The sequence below is a fragment of the Ramlibacter sp. genome (assembly GCF_028292805.1).
GTDB lineage: Bacteria > Pseudomonadota > Gammaproteobacteria > Burkholderiales > Burkholderiaceae_C > Ramlibacter.
In genome coordinates, this window is the sequence record NZ_JAQGLS010000005.1 from 1 (window position 1) to 14,620 (window position 14,620).

Here is a 14,620-nt window from a genome sequence, read left to right on the forward strand (position 1 = left end):
CGCCATCACTTCGCCGCTGCTGCGGCCGCCGGCGCGCACGTGGCCGGGCAGGGCGGTCTGGCGCACGCCCTCCACCACCGGGGCCGGCTGTTCGCGGGCGCCGCAGGCCGCCAGCAGCAACGCCGCCGTCAGTGCCAGGCGCTTCATGGCGCGTCGCCCGGTGCCGACGAGGCCGGGCCCACGCCGGTGCGGCCCTGCCGCGCCTGCAGCTGCTCGTACCAGTCGCGATGGTGGGCCCGGGCCCAGCTCTCGTCCACGGTGCCGTGCCGCATCGCCTGGTACGCGCCAGGCGTGCCGAGCGTGCCCAAGTAGATGTGGCCCAGCGCCGCCGCGATGTACAAGGTGGCGCCGCCGATGTGCAGGTAGTCCATCCACTGCAGCAGGTAGCGGGTGGGGCGCAGGTTCTGGAAGTCCAGCACCAGCCCGGTGGCCGACATCACCAGGCCGAGCAGCACCACGCCGAACCAGAACCACATCTTCTCGCCGGCGTTGAAGTAGCCGGCGGGCACGTGCTCGTGCGTCAGGATGCCGCCGCCGCGCCTGACCCACTGCCAGTCGCGCCGGTTGAAGCGGTTCTCGCGCAAAAAGGTGAAGAACATCAGCACCGAGCAGACGATGAACACCGGCCCGGCGAAGTTGTGCAGGTACTTGGAGACGATCGCCAGCCACGAGAAAGCGGCGTGTCCCACCAGTGGGATCAGCAGCTGCTTGCCAAAGAAGATCAGCAGCCCGGTCACGGCCAGCAGCAGGAAGGCGATCGCCGTTGCCCAGTGCACCCAGCGTTGCCAGCGGGTGAAGCGCTGCACCCTGCGGCCAGTCTCCGGCTCGGTCACGCGCGCCGGCCCGACCAGCCGCCACAGGCCGAACAGGACCAGCGGCACCAGCAGCAAGATGGCGGCGCTCAGCGTGGAGATCGGGCCGTTGCGCAGCGTGCGCCAGGTGTTGCCGCCGCGCTGGAGGATCAGCTCGGGCTCGGCGTCGCGGCCCCACGGGACGAGGAAGTTGCGGTCGAAGTGGCGGCGGCCCGAGTCGAGCGAGAACCAGCCGGGCTCCGGCACGTCCTTTTCCTGCTGCAGGATGGTCTGCTCCTCGGCATAGGCGGGCACGGCGTCTTCGTGCGGAACGGCGGCCCGCAATGCCGGCGCCAGCAGCAGCACGCATGCCAATGCGAGCAGCCATCGCAGGCCGCGCCGGGCCAGCGCCCCGCTCATGGCCGGCCCCCTTTGTGGAAGGTGCGCCGGTACTCGTCCTGGCGCCAGTTGCGATTGATGATCGCCGCCATCCAGGCCATGCGGTCGCCGTGGAAGAGGCGCTGGTGCTGCAGGTCGTCAGGCTTGCCGTCGTAGGCGCCGTGGCGCCAGGCCGGGTGCTGTTCCACCTCGAGGCAGCCGGCCAGCAGCAGCGCGGCGCCGAGCAAGGGCCAGAGCGTTTTCATGTCGGCAGCTTCCGCGGCTGGTTCTGCGACGCATTCGGCACCTGGTTGGTCCTGGGGCCTTCGCCCTTGTTCCGGATCTCGGCGCGCTTGCCGGGGTCGTAGGCCAGGTTCCAGCCCCACAGCTCGGGGCCGTAGCCGCGCGTTTCTACGCGGTGCTTGTAGATTTCGCCGATCAGGTTGGCTTCGCCGCCAAGCAGTGCCTTGGTGGCGCACTGCTCGGCGCACACCGGCAGCTTGCCTTCGCTCAGGCGGTTGCGGCCGTACTTGTGGAACTCCTCTTCGGTGTTGTCCGGTGCCGGGCCACCGGCGCAGAAGGTGCACTTGTCCATCTTGCCGCGGTGGTTGAAGGCGCCGGTCTGCGGGAACTGTGGCGCGCCGAACGGGCAGGCGTAGAAGCAGTAGCCGCATCCGATGCACAGGTCCTTGTCGTGCAGCACCACGCCGTCCTGCGTGTGATAGAAGCAGTCGACGGGGCACACCGCCATGCACGGGGCGTCGGTGCAGTGCATGCAGGCGACCGAGATCGAGGCTTCGCCGGGCACGCCGTCGGCGATGGTGACCACGCGCCGGCGGTTCACGCCCCACGGCGTCTCGTGCTCGTTCTTGCAGGCGGTCACGCAGCCGTTGCAGTCGATGCAGCGTTCGGTGTCGCAGATGAACTTCATGCGGGCAGCCATGGTTCTCCCCTCGGGTCGTCGATCAGGCGCGGACCAGCCGGCAGAGCGACACCTTGGTCTCCTGCATCATGGTCACCACGTCGTAGCCGTAGGTCCAGCCGGTGTTGACGGCCTCGCCCAGAACGATGGGCGCGGCGCCTTCCGGATAGTTCTTGCGCAGGTCCTCGCCCATCCACCAGCCGCCGAAGTGGTAGGGCATCCACACCAGCCCTTGCGGCACGCGCGGGGTCACCAGCGTCATGATCTTCAGCCGGGCGCCGGCGGGCGTTTCCACCCACACGTACTCGCCGGTGCGGATCGGCAGTTGCCCGGCGTCGTTCGGATTCACCTCCACGAACATCGCCTGCTGCAGCTCCGCCAGCCACGGATTGGAGCGCGTCTCGTCGCCGCCGCCCTCGTACTCCACCAGCCGGCCCGAGGTCATGATCAGCGGATAGTCGCGCGCGAAGTCCTTTTCCTGCACCGACCTGAAGAGAGTGGGCAGCCGCCAGAACGCCTTCTTGTCGTCGTAGGTGGGGTGCTGCGCCACCAGGTCGCGGCGCGGGCTCATGATCGGCTCGCGGTGCACGGGCACCGGGTCCGGGAAATTCCAGACATGGGCGCGGGCGCGCGCGTTGCCGTAGGGCGCGCAGCCGTGGCCGATGACCACGCGGATGATCCCCCCCGAAGCGTCGGTCTTCCAGTTCTTGCCTTCCGCCTGCAGCTGCTCCTGGGGCGTCAGTTCCGACCACCAGCCCAGCTTCTTGAGCAGCACGTGGTCGAACTCCGGGTAGCCGGTGTCGATTTCGCTGCCGCGGGGCGCGGAGCCGTCGGGGGCCAGCAGGCTCACGCCCTGGTACTCGACGCCCCAGTTGGCGCGAAACGGCAGGCCGCCCTCGGCCACCGGCCTGGAGATGTCGTACAGCACCGGGGTGCCGGGGTGCTTCAACTGCGGCGTGCCCCAGCACGGCCACGGCAGGCCGTAGTAGTCGCCCTTGCACGGGCCGTCGTCCGCGCGCAGGGAGGTCGGGCTGAAGGTGTGCTTGTTGTGCATGTGCAGCTTCAGCCGCTCCGGCGAGCAGCCGGTGTAGCCGATGGTCCAGCACGAGCGGTTGATCTCGCGCAGGATGTCCTCGATGACGGGCTCGTCGCGCACCACGGCGATGTTCTTGCACAGCTGTTCGTGGAAGCCGAACTTGCGCGCCAAGCGGTACATGATCTCGTGGTCGGTCTTGCACTCGAACAGTGGCTGGATCACGCGCTCGCGCCACTGGATGCTGCGGTTGGACGCCGTGCACGAGCCCTGCGTCTCGAACTGCGTGGTCGAAGGCAGCAGGTAGACGCCGTCGGTGCGGCCGTGCATCGCCGCCGTCATGGTGGGGTAGGGGTCGATCACCACCAGCAGCTCGAGCTTTTTCATCGCCGCCTGCATGTCGGGCATGCGCGTGATGCTGTTCGGCGCGTGGCCCCAGAAGACGCAGGCGCGGACGTTTCCCGGCTGGTCGAGGTGGGCGCGGTTTTCCAGCACGGCGTCGTACCAGCGCGAGACGGTGGTGCCTGGCTTTTCCATCAGCGCCTTGGAGCCGAAGCGCGAGAGCAGCCAGTTGTAATCGACGCCCCAGACAGTGGCGAAGTGCTTCCACGCGCCTTCGGCGATGCCGTAGTAGCCGGGCAGCGAGTCCGGGTTCGGCCCGACGTCGGTTGCACCTTGCACGTTGTCATGGCCGCGGTAGATGTTGGCGCCGCCGCCGGCGAGGCCCACGTTGCCCAGCACCAGTTGCAGGATCGACAAGGCGCGCACGTTGGCCGTGCCCACGCTGTGCTGCGTGATCCCCATGCACCACACGACGGACGATGGCTTGTTGGTCGCCAGCATCTCGGCCGCCAGCCGCACGCTGGTTTCCGGCACGCCCGTCACGTCGCTGACGCGTTCGGGCGTCCATTTTTCGACCTCGCGCCGCACTTCGTCCATGCCGTAGGTGCGTTGCGCGATGTAGGCCTGGTCTTCCCAGCCGTTCTTGAAGATGTGCCACAGCATCCCCCACACCAGCGCGATGTCGGTGCCGGGGCGGATTCGCATGTAATGGTGGGCGAAGCGCGCGGTGCGGGTGAAGCGCGGGTCGATCACCACCATCTTGGCGCCCAGCTCCTTGGCGTGCAGGAAGTGCAGCATCGAGATCGGGTGCGCCTCGGCCGGATTGGCGCCGATGAACAGCACCGCCTTGGAGTGGTGCAGGTCGTTGAACGAGTTGGTCATCGCCCCGTAGCCGAAGGTCTGGGCCACGCCGGCGACCGTGGTCGAGTGACAGATGCGGGCCTGGTGGTCGCAGTTGTTCGAGCCCCACATGGAAACGAACTTGCGCAGCAGGTAGGCCTGCTCGTTGTTGTGCTTGCTGGAGCCGATCCAGTAGATGGCCTCCGGGCCGGCCTGCTCGCGCAGCTGCAGCAGCTTGTCGCCCACTTCCGCGGTGGCCTGGTCCCAGCTGATGCGCTGGTACTTGCCATCCACCAGCTTCATCGGGTAGCGCAGCCGGTGCTCGCCGTGGCCGTGCTCGCGCACCGAGGCGCCCTTGGCGCAGTGCGCGCCCATGTTGATGGGCGAGTCGAAGGCGGTGTCCTGCCGGATCCACACGCCGTTCTGCACCACCGCCTCCACCGAGCAGCCGACCGAGCAGTGGCTGCACACGGTGTGTTTGACTTCCACCGGCGCCTGGGCCGGCGGGGCGGTCTGCGCATGCGCTTCGCCGATCACGCGGTTCGGCTGGTCGCGTGCCAGCGCGGCGAGACCTCCGGCCAGGCCGGCCGCGGTGAGGAAGCCGCGGCGGCCGACCGCAGCTTGCGCCGCGGGCCGGGGCAGGGGCCGGCGCCCGACCGCCACGGCGCTGGGGGGGAACTTGCGGGTGAGCAAGGGCATGCAGCGCTCCGGTCAGTAGCGGGCGAGCCGGTAGTAGGTGCGGGTGTGCTCCGTCTCGCGGTAGCCACTCGGCGCGCTGGCCTTGCGTGCCGGCGCTGCCGCGGCCACGGGAGCGCCGGCGGCGGGGCCGAGCACACTGGCGGCGACACCGGCTGCGCCGATGCTGCCGGCGGTGGCCAGGATCCGTCTTCTCTTTGGGTCCATCGGCGGGCGCTTCATGGCTGCAGGGCTCCTGTTCTCCATTGGTAGGCTGTGGGTTCGTGCGGGGCTGCGACCGGCTCGATGCCGAACAGGGCGGCTTCGGTGGCGAAGAAGGCCTCGATGAAATCGGCCAGGGCGGCGTAGAAGTCGGCCGCCGGCGCGCTGCGGATGTCGTGCAGGCAGGCGCCAGCCCAGCCGGCGAGGTGCTTGCGAAAGAAGTCGCCCTGCTGCTCCAGCGGCCGGCCGCGCTCGACCAGCACGCGCATGGCCTCGCACAGGGCGCCGAGGTGGTCCTCGAGTTCGGTCACGCCTTCGGGGCGGGCCAGTCCAAGTGCCTGCAGGTCGCGGCGCAGCAAGGCCAGCGGCTTGTCCATCAGGCAGCCGGCGACGTAGTAGCACTCGTGGGGGTTCAGCGGCGGCGTGCCGGCGGCGACGAACAGCGCACCGAATTCCGCCGCGGCCGTGGCGTTGCAGCGAGCTGCCGCGTGCTGCAGGGACTCCCAGGCGGCGGCGGCCCCTGCCGTGCCCGGCCAGGGCGGGGCATGGGGCAAGGCGGCCAGCGCGGCAGCATCGGCGCCGAACAGCAGCCTGGCCAGCAGTGCGTAGACGTCCGCGCGGTCCTGGGCGTGCAGGCCGGGCGGCGTGTCCACTGTCGCGATGGTCGTTGCAACTCGCATGCATTTCCCCCCAAGAAACCAGAATACCGAGGGGAAACTCTTCCTTGGGGCGGAACGCCGGATCTGTTGCATTTGGAGAGCGTTGCCGCGTTGCAATGTCCTCGGCCGTGATGCGGGACAGCCGGACACTGGACAATGGGGGCATGGAACAACTGAGCGAGTGGCTCGCGCATTGCGAGCGGCTGCACCCCAAGAGCATCGACCTGGGCCTGGAGCGCGTGCGCGAGGTGGCGCAGCGCATGCAGCTGCGTTTTGCCTGCCCGGTGGTGACGGTGGCCGGCACCAACGGCAAGGGCTCGACCTGCGCCATGCTGGAAGCGATCACGCTGCAGGCCGGCTGGCGGCCTGGCGTCTACACCTCGCCGCACCTGGTGCACTTCGAGGAACGCTGCCGCATCGGCGGCGAGATCGCCAAGCCGCAAGCGCTGGTGCCGCACTTCCGGCGGGTCGAGGAGGCGCGCCAGGGCGCCACGCTGACCTACTTCGAATTTACTACGCTGGCAATCCTGAGCCTGATGGCGGCCAGCGAACTGGACGTGGCGATCCTGGAGGTGGGGCTGGGCGGACGGCTCGACGCCGTCAACGTGATCGACACCGACTGCGCGATCGTCACCAGCATAGCCCTGGACCACATGGACTATCTGGGCCCCGACCGCGAAAGCATAGGCCGCGAAAAGGCCGGCATCCTGCGCGCGGGCAAGCCGGCCATCGTCAGCGACCCGGTGCCGCCGGCCAGCCTGCTGGCGCATGCGGAAGCGATCGGCGCTGACCTCTGGCTGCTGGGGCGCGATTTCAATTTTTCCGGCGACAAGCAGCAGTGGGCCTGGGCCGGGCGCGGCCGCCGCTATGCCGGCCTGGCCTATCCGGCGTTGCGCGGCGCCAACCAGTTGCTCAACGCCTCGGGCGTGCTGGCTGCGCTGGAGGCGCTGCGCCCGAGCCTGCCGGTGACGGCGCAGGCGGTGCGCAACGGGCTGGCGATGGTGGAACTGCCCGGGCGCTTCCAGATCGTGCCGGGCCAGCCGACGCTGGTGCTGGACGTGGCCCACAACCCGCACGCGGTGGCGGCGCTGGCGGCCAACCTGGACAACATGGGCTTCTACCCCGCCACGCATGCGGTGCTGGGCGCCATGGGGGACAAAGACCTGGCGACCATGCTGGCGAAGATCGGCCCGCTGGTGGACCGCTGGTACTTTACCGACCTGCCGACGGCCCGCGCCGCTTCGGCGCAGGAGCTGCTGGCCTTGTGGCAGGGGTTGGGCGAGCGGCGCCAAGTGCCAACGAGTACCCATGCGGACCCGCAGGAAGCGTTCCGCGCCGCGGTGGCCGCCGCTGGGCCGGCTGATAGAATTCTGGTCTTCGGATCGTTCTTCACCGTGGGTGGCGTGCTGCAGCAGGGTGTGCCCCGCCTAGCCGCCAAACACCTGGGCTGAAATCGCCTCACGCATGGCCTTGTTCAAGAAACGCAAAGGGGCCGACGAACCAGTGGCCCCCTCCTCACCCGCCGAGAGTATCGAAGCCATGCGGCGGCGCGCGCGCCACCGCCTGATCGGCGCCGTGGTGCTGGTGCTGGCCGCCGTCGTTGGCTTTCCCATCCTGTTCGACACGCAGCCGCGGCCGGTGGCCGTGGACATCCCGATCGAGATCCCGGACCGCAACAAGGTCAAGCCGCTGCCGCCGGCGGTGGCCGTGGGCAAGGTCACGCCGGAGTCGGCGGTGATCACCGAGAGCAAGGACCCGGCGCCCGAGGCGGTGCCCACCGTGGCGCCGCCTGTCGCCGCCGCCGAGCCCAAGCCGGTGGCAGTGGACAAGCCCGCCAAGGTCGAGGCCGCCGTCGTCGATAAAAAGCCGGAGCCCAAGGCCGAAGCCAGGCCGCCGGTCGCGGTCGAGGCCGCCAAGGCCCGCGCTTTGCTGGAAGGCAAGGCTGTCGACACGGCAGCGGCGGGCGAGCGCTTCGTGGTCCAGGTCGGCGCCTTCGCCGACAACGACAAGGCGAAGCTGGCCCAGCAGAAGCTGCACAAGGCGGGGTTGCCGAACTACACCAACGTGGCGGACACCAAAGACGGCAAGCGCATCCGGGTGCGCGCCGGCCCGTTCATGTCGCGCGCCGCGGCCGCCGAAGCCGCCGAGAAGATCAAGGGGCTGGACTTGCCGGCCGCCGTCCTCGCCTTGTAGTGTCCAACCTCGACTGGATCGTCTTGGCCGTCCTGGCGGCCTCCATGCTGCTGGGGTTGTGGCGCGGGCTGGTCTACGAGGTGTTGTCGGTGCTCAGCTGGATCGCGGCGTTCCTGCTGGCCCAGTGGTTCGCGCCGGCGGCGGCGCAAATGATGCCGGTGGGCTGGGCACAAGCCCTGCGGTACGCGGCGGGCTTCCTGCTGGTGTTCATCGCCGCGGTGTTCGCCGGCGGTTTGCTGGCCTGGCTGACGAAGAAGATGGTCGAGGCGGTGGGCCTGCGGCCGGTGGACAGGGCGCTGGGCGGCCTGTTCGGGCTGGTGCGCGGCGCCTTGGTGGTGCTGGTGCTGGCCGTGGTGGTCCACCTCACCGGGCTCAAAGATGGCGCCTGGTGGACGGAATCGATGGCGGCCGGCGTAGCGACGGCCGCCTTGCGGGGTTTGAAGCCGGTGGTGCCCGAGACGTTCGGGGCCTACCTTCCGGCCTAACAGTGGAAGCGGAAACATCATGTGCGGAATCGTCGGCATCGTCAGCCAGGGGCCGGTCAACCAGCTGATCTATGACGCATTGCTGCTGCTGCAGCACCGCGGGCAGGATGCGGCCGGCATCGTCACGCTGCAGGGCCGCAAGGTCTTCATGCACAAGGCCAAGGGCATGGTGCGTGACGTCTTTCGCACCCGCAACATGCGGGCGCTGCCGGGCAATGCCGGCCTGGGGCAGGTGCGCTATCCCACCGCCGGCAATGCCTACAGCGAGGAAGAGGCGCAGCCGTTCTACGTCAACGCGCCGTTCGGCATCACGCTGGCGCACAACGGCAACCTGACCAACGCACAGGCGCTGAAGGCGGAGCTGTTCTCCACCGACCACCGCCACATCAACACCGAGAGCGACACCGAGGTGCTGGTGAACGTGTTCGCCCACGAGCTGGAGCGGACCACGCGGGGCGTGTCGCTGACGCCGCAGGACGTGTTCGACGCGGTGGCCAACGTGCACAAGCGCATCCGCGGCTCCTATGCCGTGGTGACCTTGATCGCCGGCCACGGCCTGCTGGCGTTTCGCGACCCGTACGGCATCCGCCCGCTGTGCATGGGGCGCAGCGCCAACGGCACGGTGATGGTGGCCAGCGAATCGGTGACGCTGGACGGCACCGGCCACGTGTTCGAGCGCGACCTGGCGCCCGGGGAGGCGGTGTTCATCGACATGGACGGCAAGGTGCATTCGCGGCAATGCGCCCAGAAGACGCAGCTGTCGCCGTGCATCTTCGAATTCGTCTACCTGGCGCGGCCCGATTCGGTGATGGACGGCATCTCCGTCTACCAGGCCCGCCTGAACCTGGGCGAGACGCTGGCCAAGCGCGTGATCTCCACCGTACCGCCCAACGAGATCGACGTCGTGATCCCGATCCCCGAGTCCAGCCGCCCGAGCGCGATGCAGCTGGCGCAGCTGCTGGGCATTCCGTACCGCGAGGGCTTCGTCAAGAACCGCTACGTGGGCCGGACCTTCATCATGCCGGGGCAGGGCGTGCGCAAGAAGTCGGTGCGGCAGAAACTCAACGTGATCCAGAGCGAGTTCAAGGGCCGCAACGTGCTGCTGGTGGACGATTCGATCGTGCGCGGCACCACCTCCAGCGAGATCGTGCAAATGGCGCGCGACGCCGGCGCCCGCAAGGTCTACCTGGCCAGCGCCGCGCCGCCGGTGCGCTTTCCCAACGTCTACGGCATCGACATGCCGACCTCCAGCGAACTGGTGGCGCACAACCGCACGGTGGAAGAGATCCGCGTCACCATCGGCTGCGACGCGCTGATCTACCAGGACGTGGCCGGCATGAAGAAGGCGATCGGCTCGCTCAACCCCAGGATCGACGGCTTCGATGCCTCGTGCTTCGACGGCGTGTACGTCACCGGCGACATCAACCCGGACGACATCACGCGCATCAACGAGGCGCGGGTGGGACAGGAAGATCCGCTGGAAGAAAACACGACGCGGCTGTCGATTCCGAATCCTGAAGTGGCCTGATGTCGTCCTCCCTCCGCTTCGGGGGAGGGCTGGGGGTGGGGGCGGTACGTTCTACTTTCGCCGCCTGCCGCGACCTGCCTTGAAGCTCACCCTTCCCGGATGGAGCAAAATCCCCACCGTGAAAGTCAGAACCCGCTTTGCCCCCTCGCCGACTGGTTTCATCCACCTCGGCAACATCCGCTCCGCCCTCTATCCGTGGGCGTTCGCCCGCTCGCAGGGCGGCACCTTCATCCTGCGCATCGAGGACACCGACCAGGAGCGCTCCTCGCAGGAGGCCGTCGACGTCATCCTCGAAGGGATGCGCTGGCTCGGCCTCGATCCCGACGAGGGGCCGTTCTACCAGATGCAGCGCATGGACCGCTACCGCGAAGCCGTGCGCGACATGCAGGACAAAGGCCTGGTCTATCCCTGCTACATGAGCGTGGCCGACCTCGACGCCCTGCGCGAGCGGCAGATGGCGAACAAGGAAAAACCGCGCTACGACGGCACCTGGCGGCCCGAGCCGGGCAAGCAGCTGCCGCCTGTGCCCGAAGGCGTCAAGCCGGTGCTGCGGTTCAAGAACCCGGTGGGCGGCGTGGTGGCCTGGGACGACAAGGTCAAGGGCCGCATCGAGATCGGCAATGACGAACTCGACGACCTGGTGATCGCGCGGCCGGACGGCACGCCGACGTACAACTTCTGCGTGGTGGTCGACGACATCGACATGCGGATCACGCACGTGATCCGCGGCGACGACCACGTCAACAACACGCCGCGCCAGATCAACATCTTCCGCGCGCTCGGCTACGAGCCGCCGGTGTTCGCGCACCTGCCCACCGTGCTGAACGAGCAGGGCGAGAAGATGAGCAAGCGCAACGGCGCCAAGGCAGTCACGGCCTGGCGCGACGAAGGCTTCCTGGCCGAAGGCGTGGTGAACTACCTGGCGCGCCTGGGCTGGTCGCACGGCGACGACGAGATCTTCAGCCGCGAGCAGTTCCTGCAATGGTTCAACCTGGACCACCTGGGCAAGAGCGCGGCGCAGTTCGACGACGCCAAGCTGCGCTGGGTGAACGCGCAGCACATGAAGGCGGCGGCCGACGAAGTGCTCGCGCCGATGGTGGCCGCGCACTTCAAGGCGCGCGGCATCACGCCGGACGAGCGCCTGCCGCGCATCTGCGGCCTGCTCAAGGACCGCTGCGACACCACCATCGCGCTGGCCGACTGGTGCGAGCGCTTCTACAAACCGGTGCAGGTGTCGGCCGAGGAGCGCGCCAAGCACATCACCGAGGGCGTGCGCCCGGCTGTGTCGATGCTCGCGAAGATGCTGGAGAGCGTCGCGTGGGACAAGGCGGCCATCACCGAATGCATCAAGGAAGTGCTGCGCGCCACCGGCCTGAAGATGCCGCAGCTGGCCATGCCCGTGCGCCTGCTGGTGCTCGGCACGACGCAGACTCCGTCGCTCGACGCGGTGCTCGCGCTCAGCGATCGAGAAACTGTCGTCGCTCGTCTGCAAGACGCCTGATTTTTCAGGCTATAATTCGAGGCTCGGAAATTGACGAGGCGACGAAAGAAGCAGCGGCAGTTTGGGGGGTATAGCTCAGCTGGGAGAGCGCTTGCATGGCATGCAAGAGGTCATCGGTTCGATCCCGTTTACCTCCACCACCGAAGTTCAGGTTTTGACCCTATCGTCTAGAGGCCTAGGACATTACCCTTTCACGGTAAGTACCGGGGTTCGAATCCCCGTAGGGTCGCCAAATCGCCAAGGTCAGTCTTCGGACTGGCCTTGGGTCAAGAGGCACAAGTCGGCAACAGCCGGCCCGCAAGGGCAGGCGGCTTGGCTCGCAAGAGCGGACGTTGCTGCTACCAGGAGTGGTAGTTCAGTTGGTTAGAATACCGGCCTGTCACGCCGGGGGTCGCGGGTTCGAGTCCCGTCCACTCCGCCAAAACAAGAGGGTTTGCTGCCGTGAAAACGGCAGCAAACCCTTTTTCTTGTGCGCGTCCGCAAGGGCGAGTGCCGCGGCAGGGCACGTCATCGAAAGCAGTCGTCGCATGAGCAGTACCCCAAGGAAACCGTCGGCCACGCCCGCTCCTCCCGACGCGGACAAGCCGGAACCCGGCGCCCCCGCACAGCGTCGCGAGGCCCACAGCGACACGCTGTCGCCTTATCTGCGAGGTGACCCGATCCCCAGGGCCGACGCGGTGGAGATGAACACCGACACGACCTGGGCGTTGTGGTCCGATCTGGTTGCCGCCGAAAACCGCGGCTATGCACCGACGGTTCCCGCGCCGCTGGAGTCTGTCGCGCAGCTTCCGCTCCCGGTGCGGCGAGAACTTTCTGTCGTCGAAGTGATGGCGGAGGCGCGCAGGAACAATCGCGTCTGTCCCAAGCCCGCAAGATGGCAACAGCTCTACGAGATGCTGCCGGAGAGAAGGCGAACCGTCGTGGGCTGGCAGCCGGCGCAGCCTCCGCTGGAGGGCGCCTGGGATGTCACGCCGTCGATCACCAAGAGGGTCTTCTTTCGCGAGCACATCGAATGGGCCGCAACGCATTCCTGCCTGCAGAAGGTCTTCGCCTTCATGAAGAGCCTGCCCGAGGACGAATGGCACCACATGGGGGAGTAGGTCGCGCAGCCAAGTGCGCCAGAAACAGCCAGGGCCTTGCAGCTTCAGCCGCAAGGCCCTTTGTCTTTCCGGTGGATGAGGGTTGCCGCGTTACTTGCCCAGGGGACTGGACCGCGTTGTCAGCCCCTTGGGCAACATGCCCTGGAACTGGGCGGAGATGTCGCGCATGGTCTCGCGCGCATGCACTTCGCCGTGCAGGTCCGCGAGCGCTGCCATCAGGTCGCCCCGCAGGTACCAGAGCGTCTGGAGATCGTCGGCGTACTGGATGCGGCGCGCGACCCCCGGAAAGCTCTTGGCGCCCGCCTGGCCCAGCGCGGTCAGCATCGCCTCCTGGATATCGCCCAGCGCGTCGTCGAGCTCCTTCGTGGACCGCTGGGACCCGCCCAACAAGCCGTAAATGCTCTGGATGGTTGGTTTCCACGCGCGCATGCTGTTCTCCAAAGAGCCCTACACCGACAGCATGGCACCAGGAACCGCTGCGTGTCCGTGAAAGATTGGGCGTAACCCCGAAGCTTCTGGCCTGACATTACCCTGTACGGCGCCGCTTTGGTAGCCGCGCTTGCCCGGGCCGGCAAGCGCGGCCCCGGCGCGTGGCGGAAAAAATCCACGCCCGTGAGGCGCGCGCAGGCCGGTTTTCCTGGTGTCTGTGTTGTCCTACAGCCGCGCCAGGAGGGGCTGCCTACGATTCGCCGCATGATCAACCCAGTCCAGCGCCGGCAGCCGCAACCGCAGCAAGAGCGGTCCGAGCGCAGCAAGCAAGTCCAGGCCGAACGCGAGATCGCCCGCGCCGAAGAGGACTACCAGCGGCTGAGAAACGCGTACCTGAGCCTTGCCCGGGAGGAGCACAACGAAGTCGCGCTGGCGATGATCGGCGCGGACATGGACCGTGCCCACGCCGTGCTGCAAGACCTGACCGGGCTGCGTCAGCTGCCGTTCACCCACGAACCCACCCGGGTCGTGCGGCGCGAAGCCCGGCGGCTGGTCGAAGAGAACTCCTGAGCCTGTGTGGGCGCGCGCCGACAGCCGGTCGGCCTGCGCGCCGAGTCCCGCGCCGCAAGTTCAGCGCCAGCATCGGTCCAAAGGAGTCGCCCAATGATCCCGTACGACATCGATCCCAGCCTGCACAGCGGCGAACCCGACGACCAGCTCCTGCTCGACGACGGTTTTTCCGCGCCCCGCAGCCACGGCGAGTCCGCCGGGCAGCCGGGTCCGCAAGCCACCGCGAGCCTGGAAGAAGCGCTCGCCAGCAAGAGCGACTTCTGACAGGCGCCGCATGACCATCCATCCCGTCGAACCCGAGCCGCTGCCTGACGGCGAGCCGGCCCAGCCCAACCCGACCCACCTGCCGGTGGAGCCGGAATTCGGTCCGCTGCTGCCACCGGCGGAACCGGAAGATCCCGGCGCCAAGCCGCCCCACATCTGAGGAGTTGCCCATGGTCCCGATCCAGTCCAGCGTGGTGCCTGCCCCGCCCGGCCTCGAGAAAGAAGAGCCGGAGCTCGCGCAGGAAGACGATATCCCAACCGACGACGATCCCGACGTCGAAGCCGCGTCATCCGCGGATTCGGCGTCAGGCGCCCGGCGGCAATGAGCGGCAGTGTCGCCAGCACGGCGGCGACCCCGGCTCCACCGTCGCCGTCCGATACCGGCAACCCGGAGCCGCTCCCGTCGACGCCGCAGGACCCCGAAAAGGGGCGGGTCCCGCCGGTCACCGTTCCCGGCAAATCCGAGCACCCGAAGCAGTAGAGGTCAGCCTTCGTCGGCTTCGGCGCCGCCGTCGGGTGCGCAGTCGGCCAGCAATGCCTGGGCGCCTTCGTCGACCCCAACCACCGGAGTCGCCTTGGCAAGCGCCATCCACAGGCCGAACGGCAGCTTGCGCCGGGGCCGGCTGGGCGCCGGGCGAGCGACCTGCAGCCGGTCTCGTTCCAGCACCAGCACGCCGCACTCGGGCGG

17 protein-coding genes, 3 tRNA genes and 1 pseudogene are annotated in these 14,620 nt (G+C 68.2%); 13 read left to right on the forward strand and 8 right to left on the reverse strand.

Translation table 11 applies throughout. The features are described from left to right. Positions 1-143: 143 nt before the first annotated feature. Genes JWP65_RS00120 through JWP65_RS00145 form a run of 6 tightly spaced genes read right to left on the reverse strand, consistent with a single transcriptional unit; the run spans position 144 to position 5,856 of the window. Positions 144-1,211 (reverse strand): formate dehydrogenase subunit gamma, encoded by a 1,068-nt coding sequence (locus tag JWP65_RS00120; RefSeq protein WP_299759180.1) that lies wholly within the window; start codon positions 1,209-1,211, stop codon positions 144-146. Then, positions 1,208-1,435, reverse strand: a complete 228-nt coding sequence (locus JWP65_RS00125) for a hypothetical protein (RefSeq protein WP_299759182.1) — start codon at positions 1,433-1,435, stop codon at positions 1,208-1,210. The genes JWP65_RS00120 and JWP65_RS00125 overlap by 4 nt, the downstream gene beginning before the upstream one ends. After that, positions 1,432-2,100: a formate dehydrogenase FDH3 subunit beta gene (gene fdh3B, locus JWP65_RS00130; protein WP_299759184.1), complete on the reverse strand. Its 669-nt coding sequence runs from the start codon at positions 2,098-2,100 to the stop codon at positions 1,432-1,434. The genes JWP65_RS00125 and fdh3B overlap by 4 nt, the downstream gene beginning before the upstream one ends. Before the next feature lie 34 nt (positions 2,101-2,134). Beyond that, positions 2,135-5,005 (reverse strand): molybdopterin-dependent oxidoreductase, encoded by a 2,871-nt coding sequence (locus tag JWP65_RS00135; protein ID WP_299759186.1) that lies wholly within the window; start codon positions 5,003-5,005, stop codon positions 2,135-2,137. A 12-nt stretch (positions 5,006-5,017) separates the two neighbouring features. After that, entirely contained in the window at positions 5,018-5,224 is a 207-nt protein-coding gene (locus tag JWP65_RS00140) for a formate dehydrogenase (protein WP_299759188.1), read from the reverse strand. Then, the gene (locus JWP65_RS00145; RefSeq protein ID WP_299759190.1) at positions 5,221-5,856 is read right to left on the reverse strand and encodes a molecular chaperone TorD family protein; all 636 of its coding nucleotides are present in this window, start codon (positions 5,854-5,856) and stop codon (positions 5,221-5,223) included. The genes JWP65_RS00140 and JWP65_RS00145 overlap by 4 nt, the downstream gene beginning before the upstream one ends. 170 nt (positions 5,857-6,026) lie before the next feature. Here JWP65_RS00145 and folC point away from each other — a divergent pair, with 170 nt between their 5' ends. The 9 genes from folC to JWP65_RS00190 all read left to right on the forward strand — a co-directional run bounded on the left by folC (position 6,027) and on the right by JWP65_RS00190 (position 12,669). Then, positions 6,027-7,313, forward strand: a complete 1,287-nt coding sequence (gene folC / locus JWP65_RS00150) for a bifunctional tetrahydrofolate synthase/dihydrofolate synthase (protein ID WP_299759191.1) — start codon at positions 6,027-6,029, stop codon at positions 7,311-7,313. Positions 7,314-7,326: 13 nt separating this feature from the next. Then, positions 7,327-8,055: an SPOR domain-containing protein gene (locus tag JWP65_RS00155; RefSeq protein WP_299759193.1), complete on the forward strand. Its 729-nt coding sequence runs from the start codon at positions 7,327-7,329 to the stop codon at positions 8,053-8,055. Next, positions 8,055-8,540 (forward strand): CvpA family protein, encoded by a 486-nt coding sequence (locus JWP65_RS00160; RefSeq protein ID WP_299759195.1) that lies wholly within the window; start codon positions 8,055-8,057, stop codon positions 8,538-8,540. The genes JWP65_RS00155 and JWP65_RS00160 overlap by 1 nt, the downstream gene beginning before the upstream one ends. Before the next feature lie 19 nt (positions 8,541-8,559). Next, on the forward strand, positions 8,560-10,068 hold the full coding sequence (gene purF, locus JWP65_RS00165) for an amidophosphoribosyltransferase (RefSeq protein ID WP_299759197.1): 1,509 nt from the start codon (positions 8,560-8,562) through the stop codon (positions 10,066-10,068). Positions 10,069-10,186: 118 nt separating this feature from the next. Next, entirely contained in the window at positions 10,187-11,569 is a 1,383-nt protein-coding gene (gltX, locus tag JWP65_RS00170) for a glutamate--tRNA ligase (RefSeq protein ID WP_299759199.1), read from the forward strand. Between the two features lie 64 nt (positions 11,570-11,633). Beyond that, positions 11,634-11,709: transfer RNA gene (locus JWP65_RS00175), tRNA-Ala, on the forward strand. A gap of 16 nt (positions 11,710-11,725) precedes the next feature. Next, a tRNA-Glu gene (locus JWP65_RS00180) sits at positions 11,726-11,801 on the forward strand. A 112-nt stretch (positions 11,802-11,913) separates the two neighbouring features. Further along, positions 11,914-11,990: transfer RNA gene (locus tag JWP65_RS00185), tRNA-Asp, on the forward strand. A gap of 106 nt (positions 11,991-12,096) precedes the next feature. Then, positions 12,097-12,669 (forward strand): hypothetical protein, encoded by a 573-nt coding sequence (locus JWP65_RS00190; RefSeq protein WP_299759200.1) that lies wholly within the window; start codon positions 12,097-12,099, stop codon positions 12,667-12,669. A 90-nt stretch (positions 12,670-12,759) separates the two neighbouring features. Here the strand turns inward: JWP65_RS00190 and JWP65_RS00195 are convergent, their stop codons facing one another. Next, positions 12,760-13,098 carry a hypothetical protein gene (locus JWP65_RS00195; RefSeq protein ID WP_299759202.1) on the reverse strand — a complete coding sequence of 113 codons (339 nt, stop codon included), beginning with the start codon at positions 13,096-13,098 and terminating at the stop codon, positions 12,760-12,762. 264 nt (positions 13,099-13,362) lie between these two features. On the opposite strand from JWP65_RS00195, the gene JWP65_RS00200 reads away from it, so the two are divergent. The 4 genes from JWP65_RS00200 to JWP65_RS00215 all read left to right on the forward strand — a co-directional run bounded on the left by JWP65_RS00200 (position 13,363) and on the right by JWP65_RS00215 (position 14,258). Next, positions 13,363-13,668 carry a hypothetical protein gene (locus JWP65_RS00200; protein ID WP_299759204.1) on the forward strand — a complete coding sequence of 102 codons (306 nt, stop codon included), beginning with the start codon at positions 13,363-13,365 and terminating at the stop codon, positions 13,666-13,668. 93 nt (positions 13,669-13,761) lie between these two features. Next, positions 13,762-13,932, forward strand: coding sequence for a hypothetical protein (locus JWP65_RS00205; RefSeq protein ID WP_299759206.1), 171 nt, complete (start codon positions 13,762-13,764; stop codon positions 13,930-13,932). A gap of 10 nt (positions 13,933-13,942) precedes the next feature. Further along, entirely contained in the window at positions 13,943-14,092 is a 150-nt protein-coding gene (locus JWP65_RS00210) for a stereocilin (RefSeq protein WP_299759208.1), read from the forward strand. Positions 14,093-14,102: 10 nt separating this feature from the next. Then, complete coding sequence (locus tag JWP65_RS00215) at positions 14,103-14,258, forward strand: hypothetical protein (RefSeq protein WP_299759210.1); 156 nt, start codon at positions 14,103-14,105, stop codon at positions 14,256-14,258. Between the two features lie 158 nt (positions 14,259-14,416). On the opposite strand, the pseudogene JWP65_RS00220 reads toward JWP65_RS00215, so the two are convergent. Next, positions 14,417-14,620 (reverse strand): annotated as a pseudogene (locus JWP65_RS00220) (hypothetical protein); the annotation flags it as partial.

Bases quoted from the DNA above. Each gene is read 5' to 3' on its own strand.
- JWP65_RS00120 (WP_299759180.1), bottom strand. From the start codon at position 1,211: ATGAGCGGGGCGCTGGCCCGGCGCGGCCTGCGATGGCTGCTCGCATTG.
- JWP65_RS00125 (WP_299759182.1), bottom strand. From the start codon at position 1,435: ATGAAAACGCTCTGGCCCTTGCTCGGCGCCGCGCTGCTGCTGGCCGGC.
- fdh3B (WP_299759184.1), bottom strand. From the start codon at position 2,100: ATGAAGTTCATCTGCGACACCGAACGCTGCATCGACTGCAACGGCTGC.
- JWP65_RS00135 (WP_299759186.1), bottom strand. From the start codon at position 5,005: ATGCCCTTGCTCACCCGCAAGTTCCCCCCCAGCGCCGTGGCGGTCGGG.
- JWP65_RS00140 (WP_299759188.1), bottom strand. From the start codon at position 5,224: ATGAAGCGCCCGCCGATGGACCCAAAGAGAAGACGGATCCTGGCCACC.
- folC (WP_299759191.1), top strand. From the start codon at position 6,027: ATGGAACAACTGAGCGAGTGGCTCGCGCATTGCGAGCGGCTGCACCCC.
- JWP65_RS00155 (WP_299759193.1), top strand. From the start codon at position 7,327: ATGGCCTTGTTCAAGAAACGCAAAGGGGCCGACGAACCAGTGGCCCCC.
- purF (WP_299759197.1), top strand. From the start codon at position 8,560: ATGTGCGGAATCGTCGGCATCGTCAGCCAGGGGCCGGTCAACCAGCTG.
- JWP65_RS00190 (WP_299759200.1), top strand. From the start codon at position 12,097: ATGAGCAGTACCCCAAGGAAACCGTCGGCCACGCCCGCTCCTCCCGAC.
- JWP65_RS00195 (WP_299759202.1), bottom strand. From the start codon at position 13,098: ATGCGCGCGTGGAAACCAACCATCCAGAGCATTTACGGCTTGTTGGGC.
- JWP65_RS00200 (WP_299759204.1), top strand. From the start codon at position 13,363: ATGATCAACCCAGTCCAGCGCCGGCAGCCGCAACCGCAGCAAGAGCGG.
- JWP65_RS00205 (WP_299759206.1), top strand. From the start codon at position 13,762: ATGATCCCGTACGACATCGATCCCAGCCTGCACAGCGGCGAACCCGAC.
- JWP65_RS00210 (WP_299759208.1), top strand. From the start codon at position 13,943: ATGACCATCCATCCCGTCGAACCCGAGCCGCTGCCTGACGGCGAGCCG.
- JWP65_RS00215 (WP_299759210.1), top strand. From the start codon at position 14,103: ATGGTCCCGATCCAGTCCAGCGTGGTGCCTGCCCCGCCCGGCCTCGAG.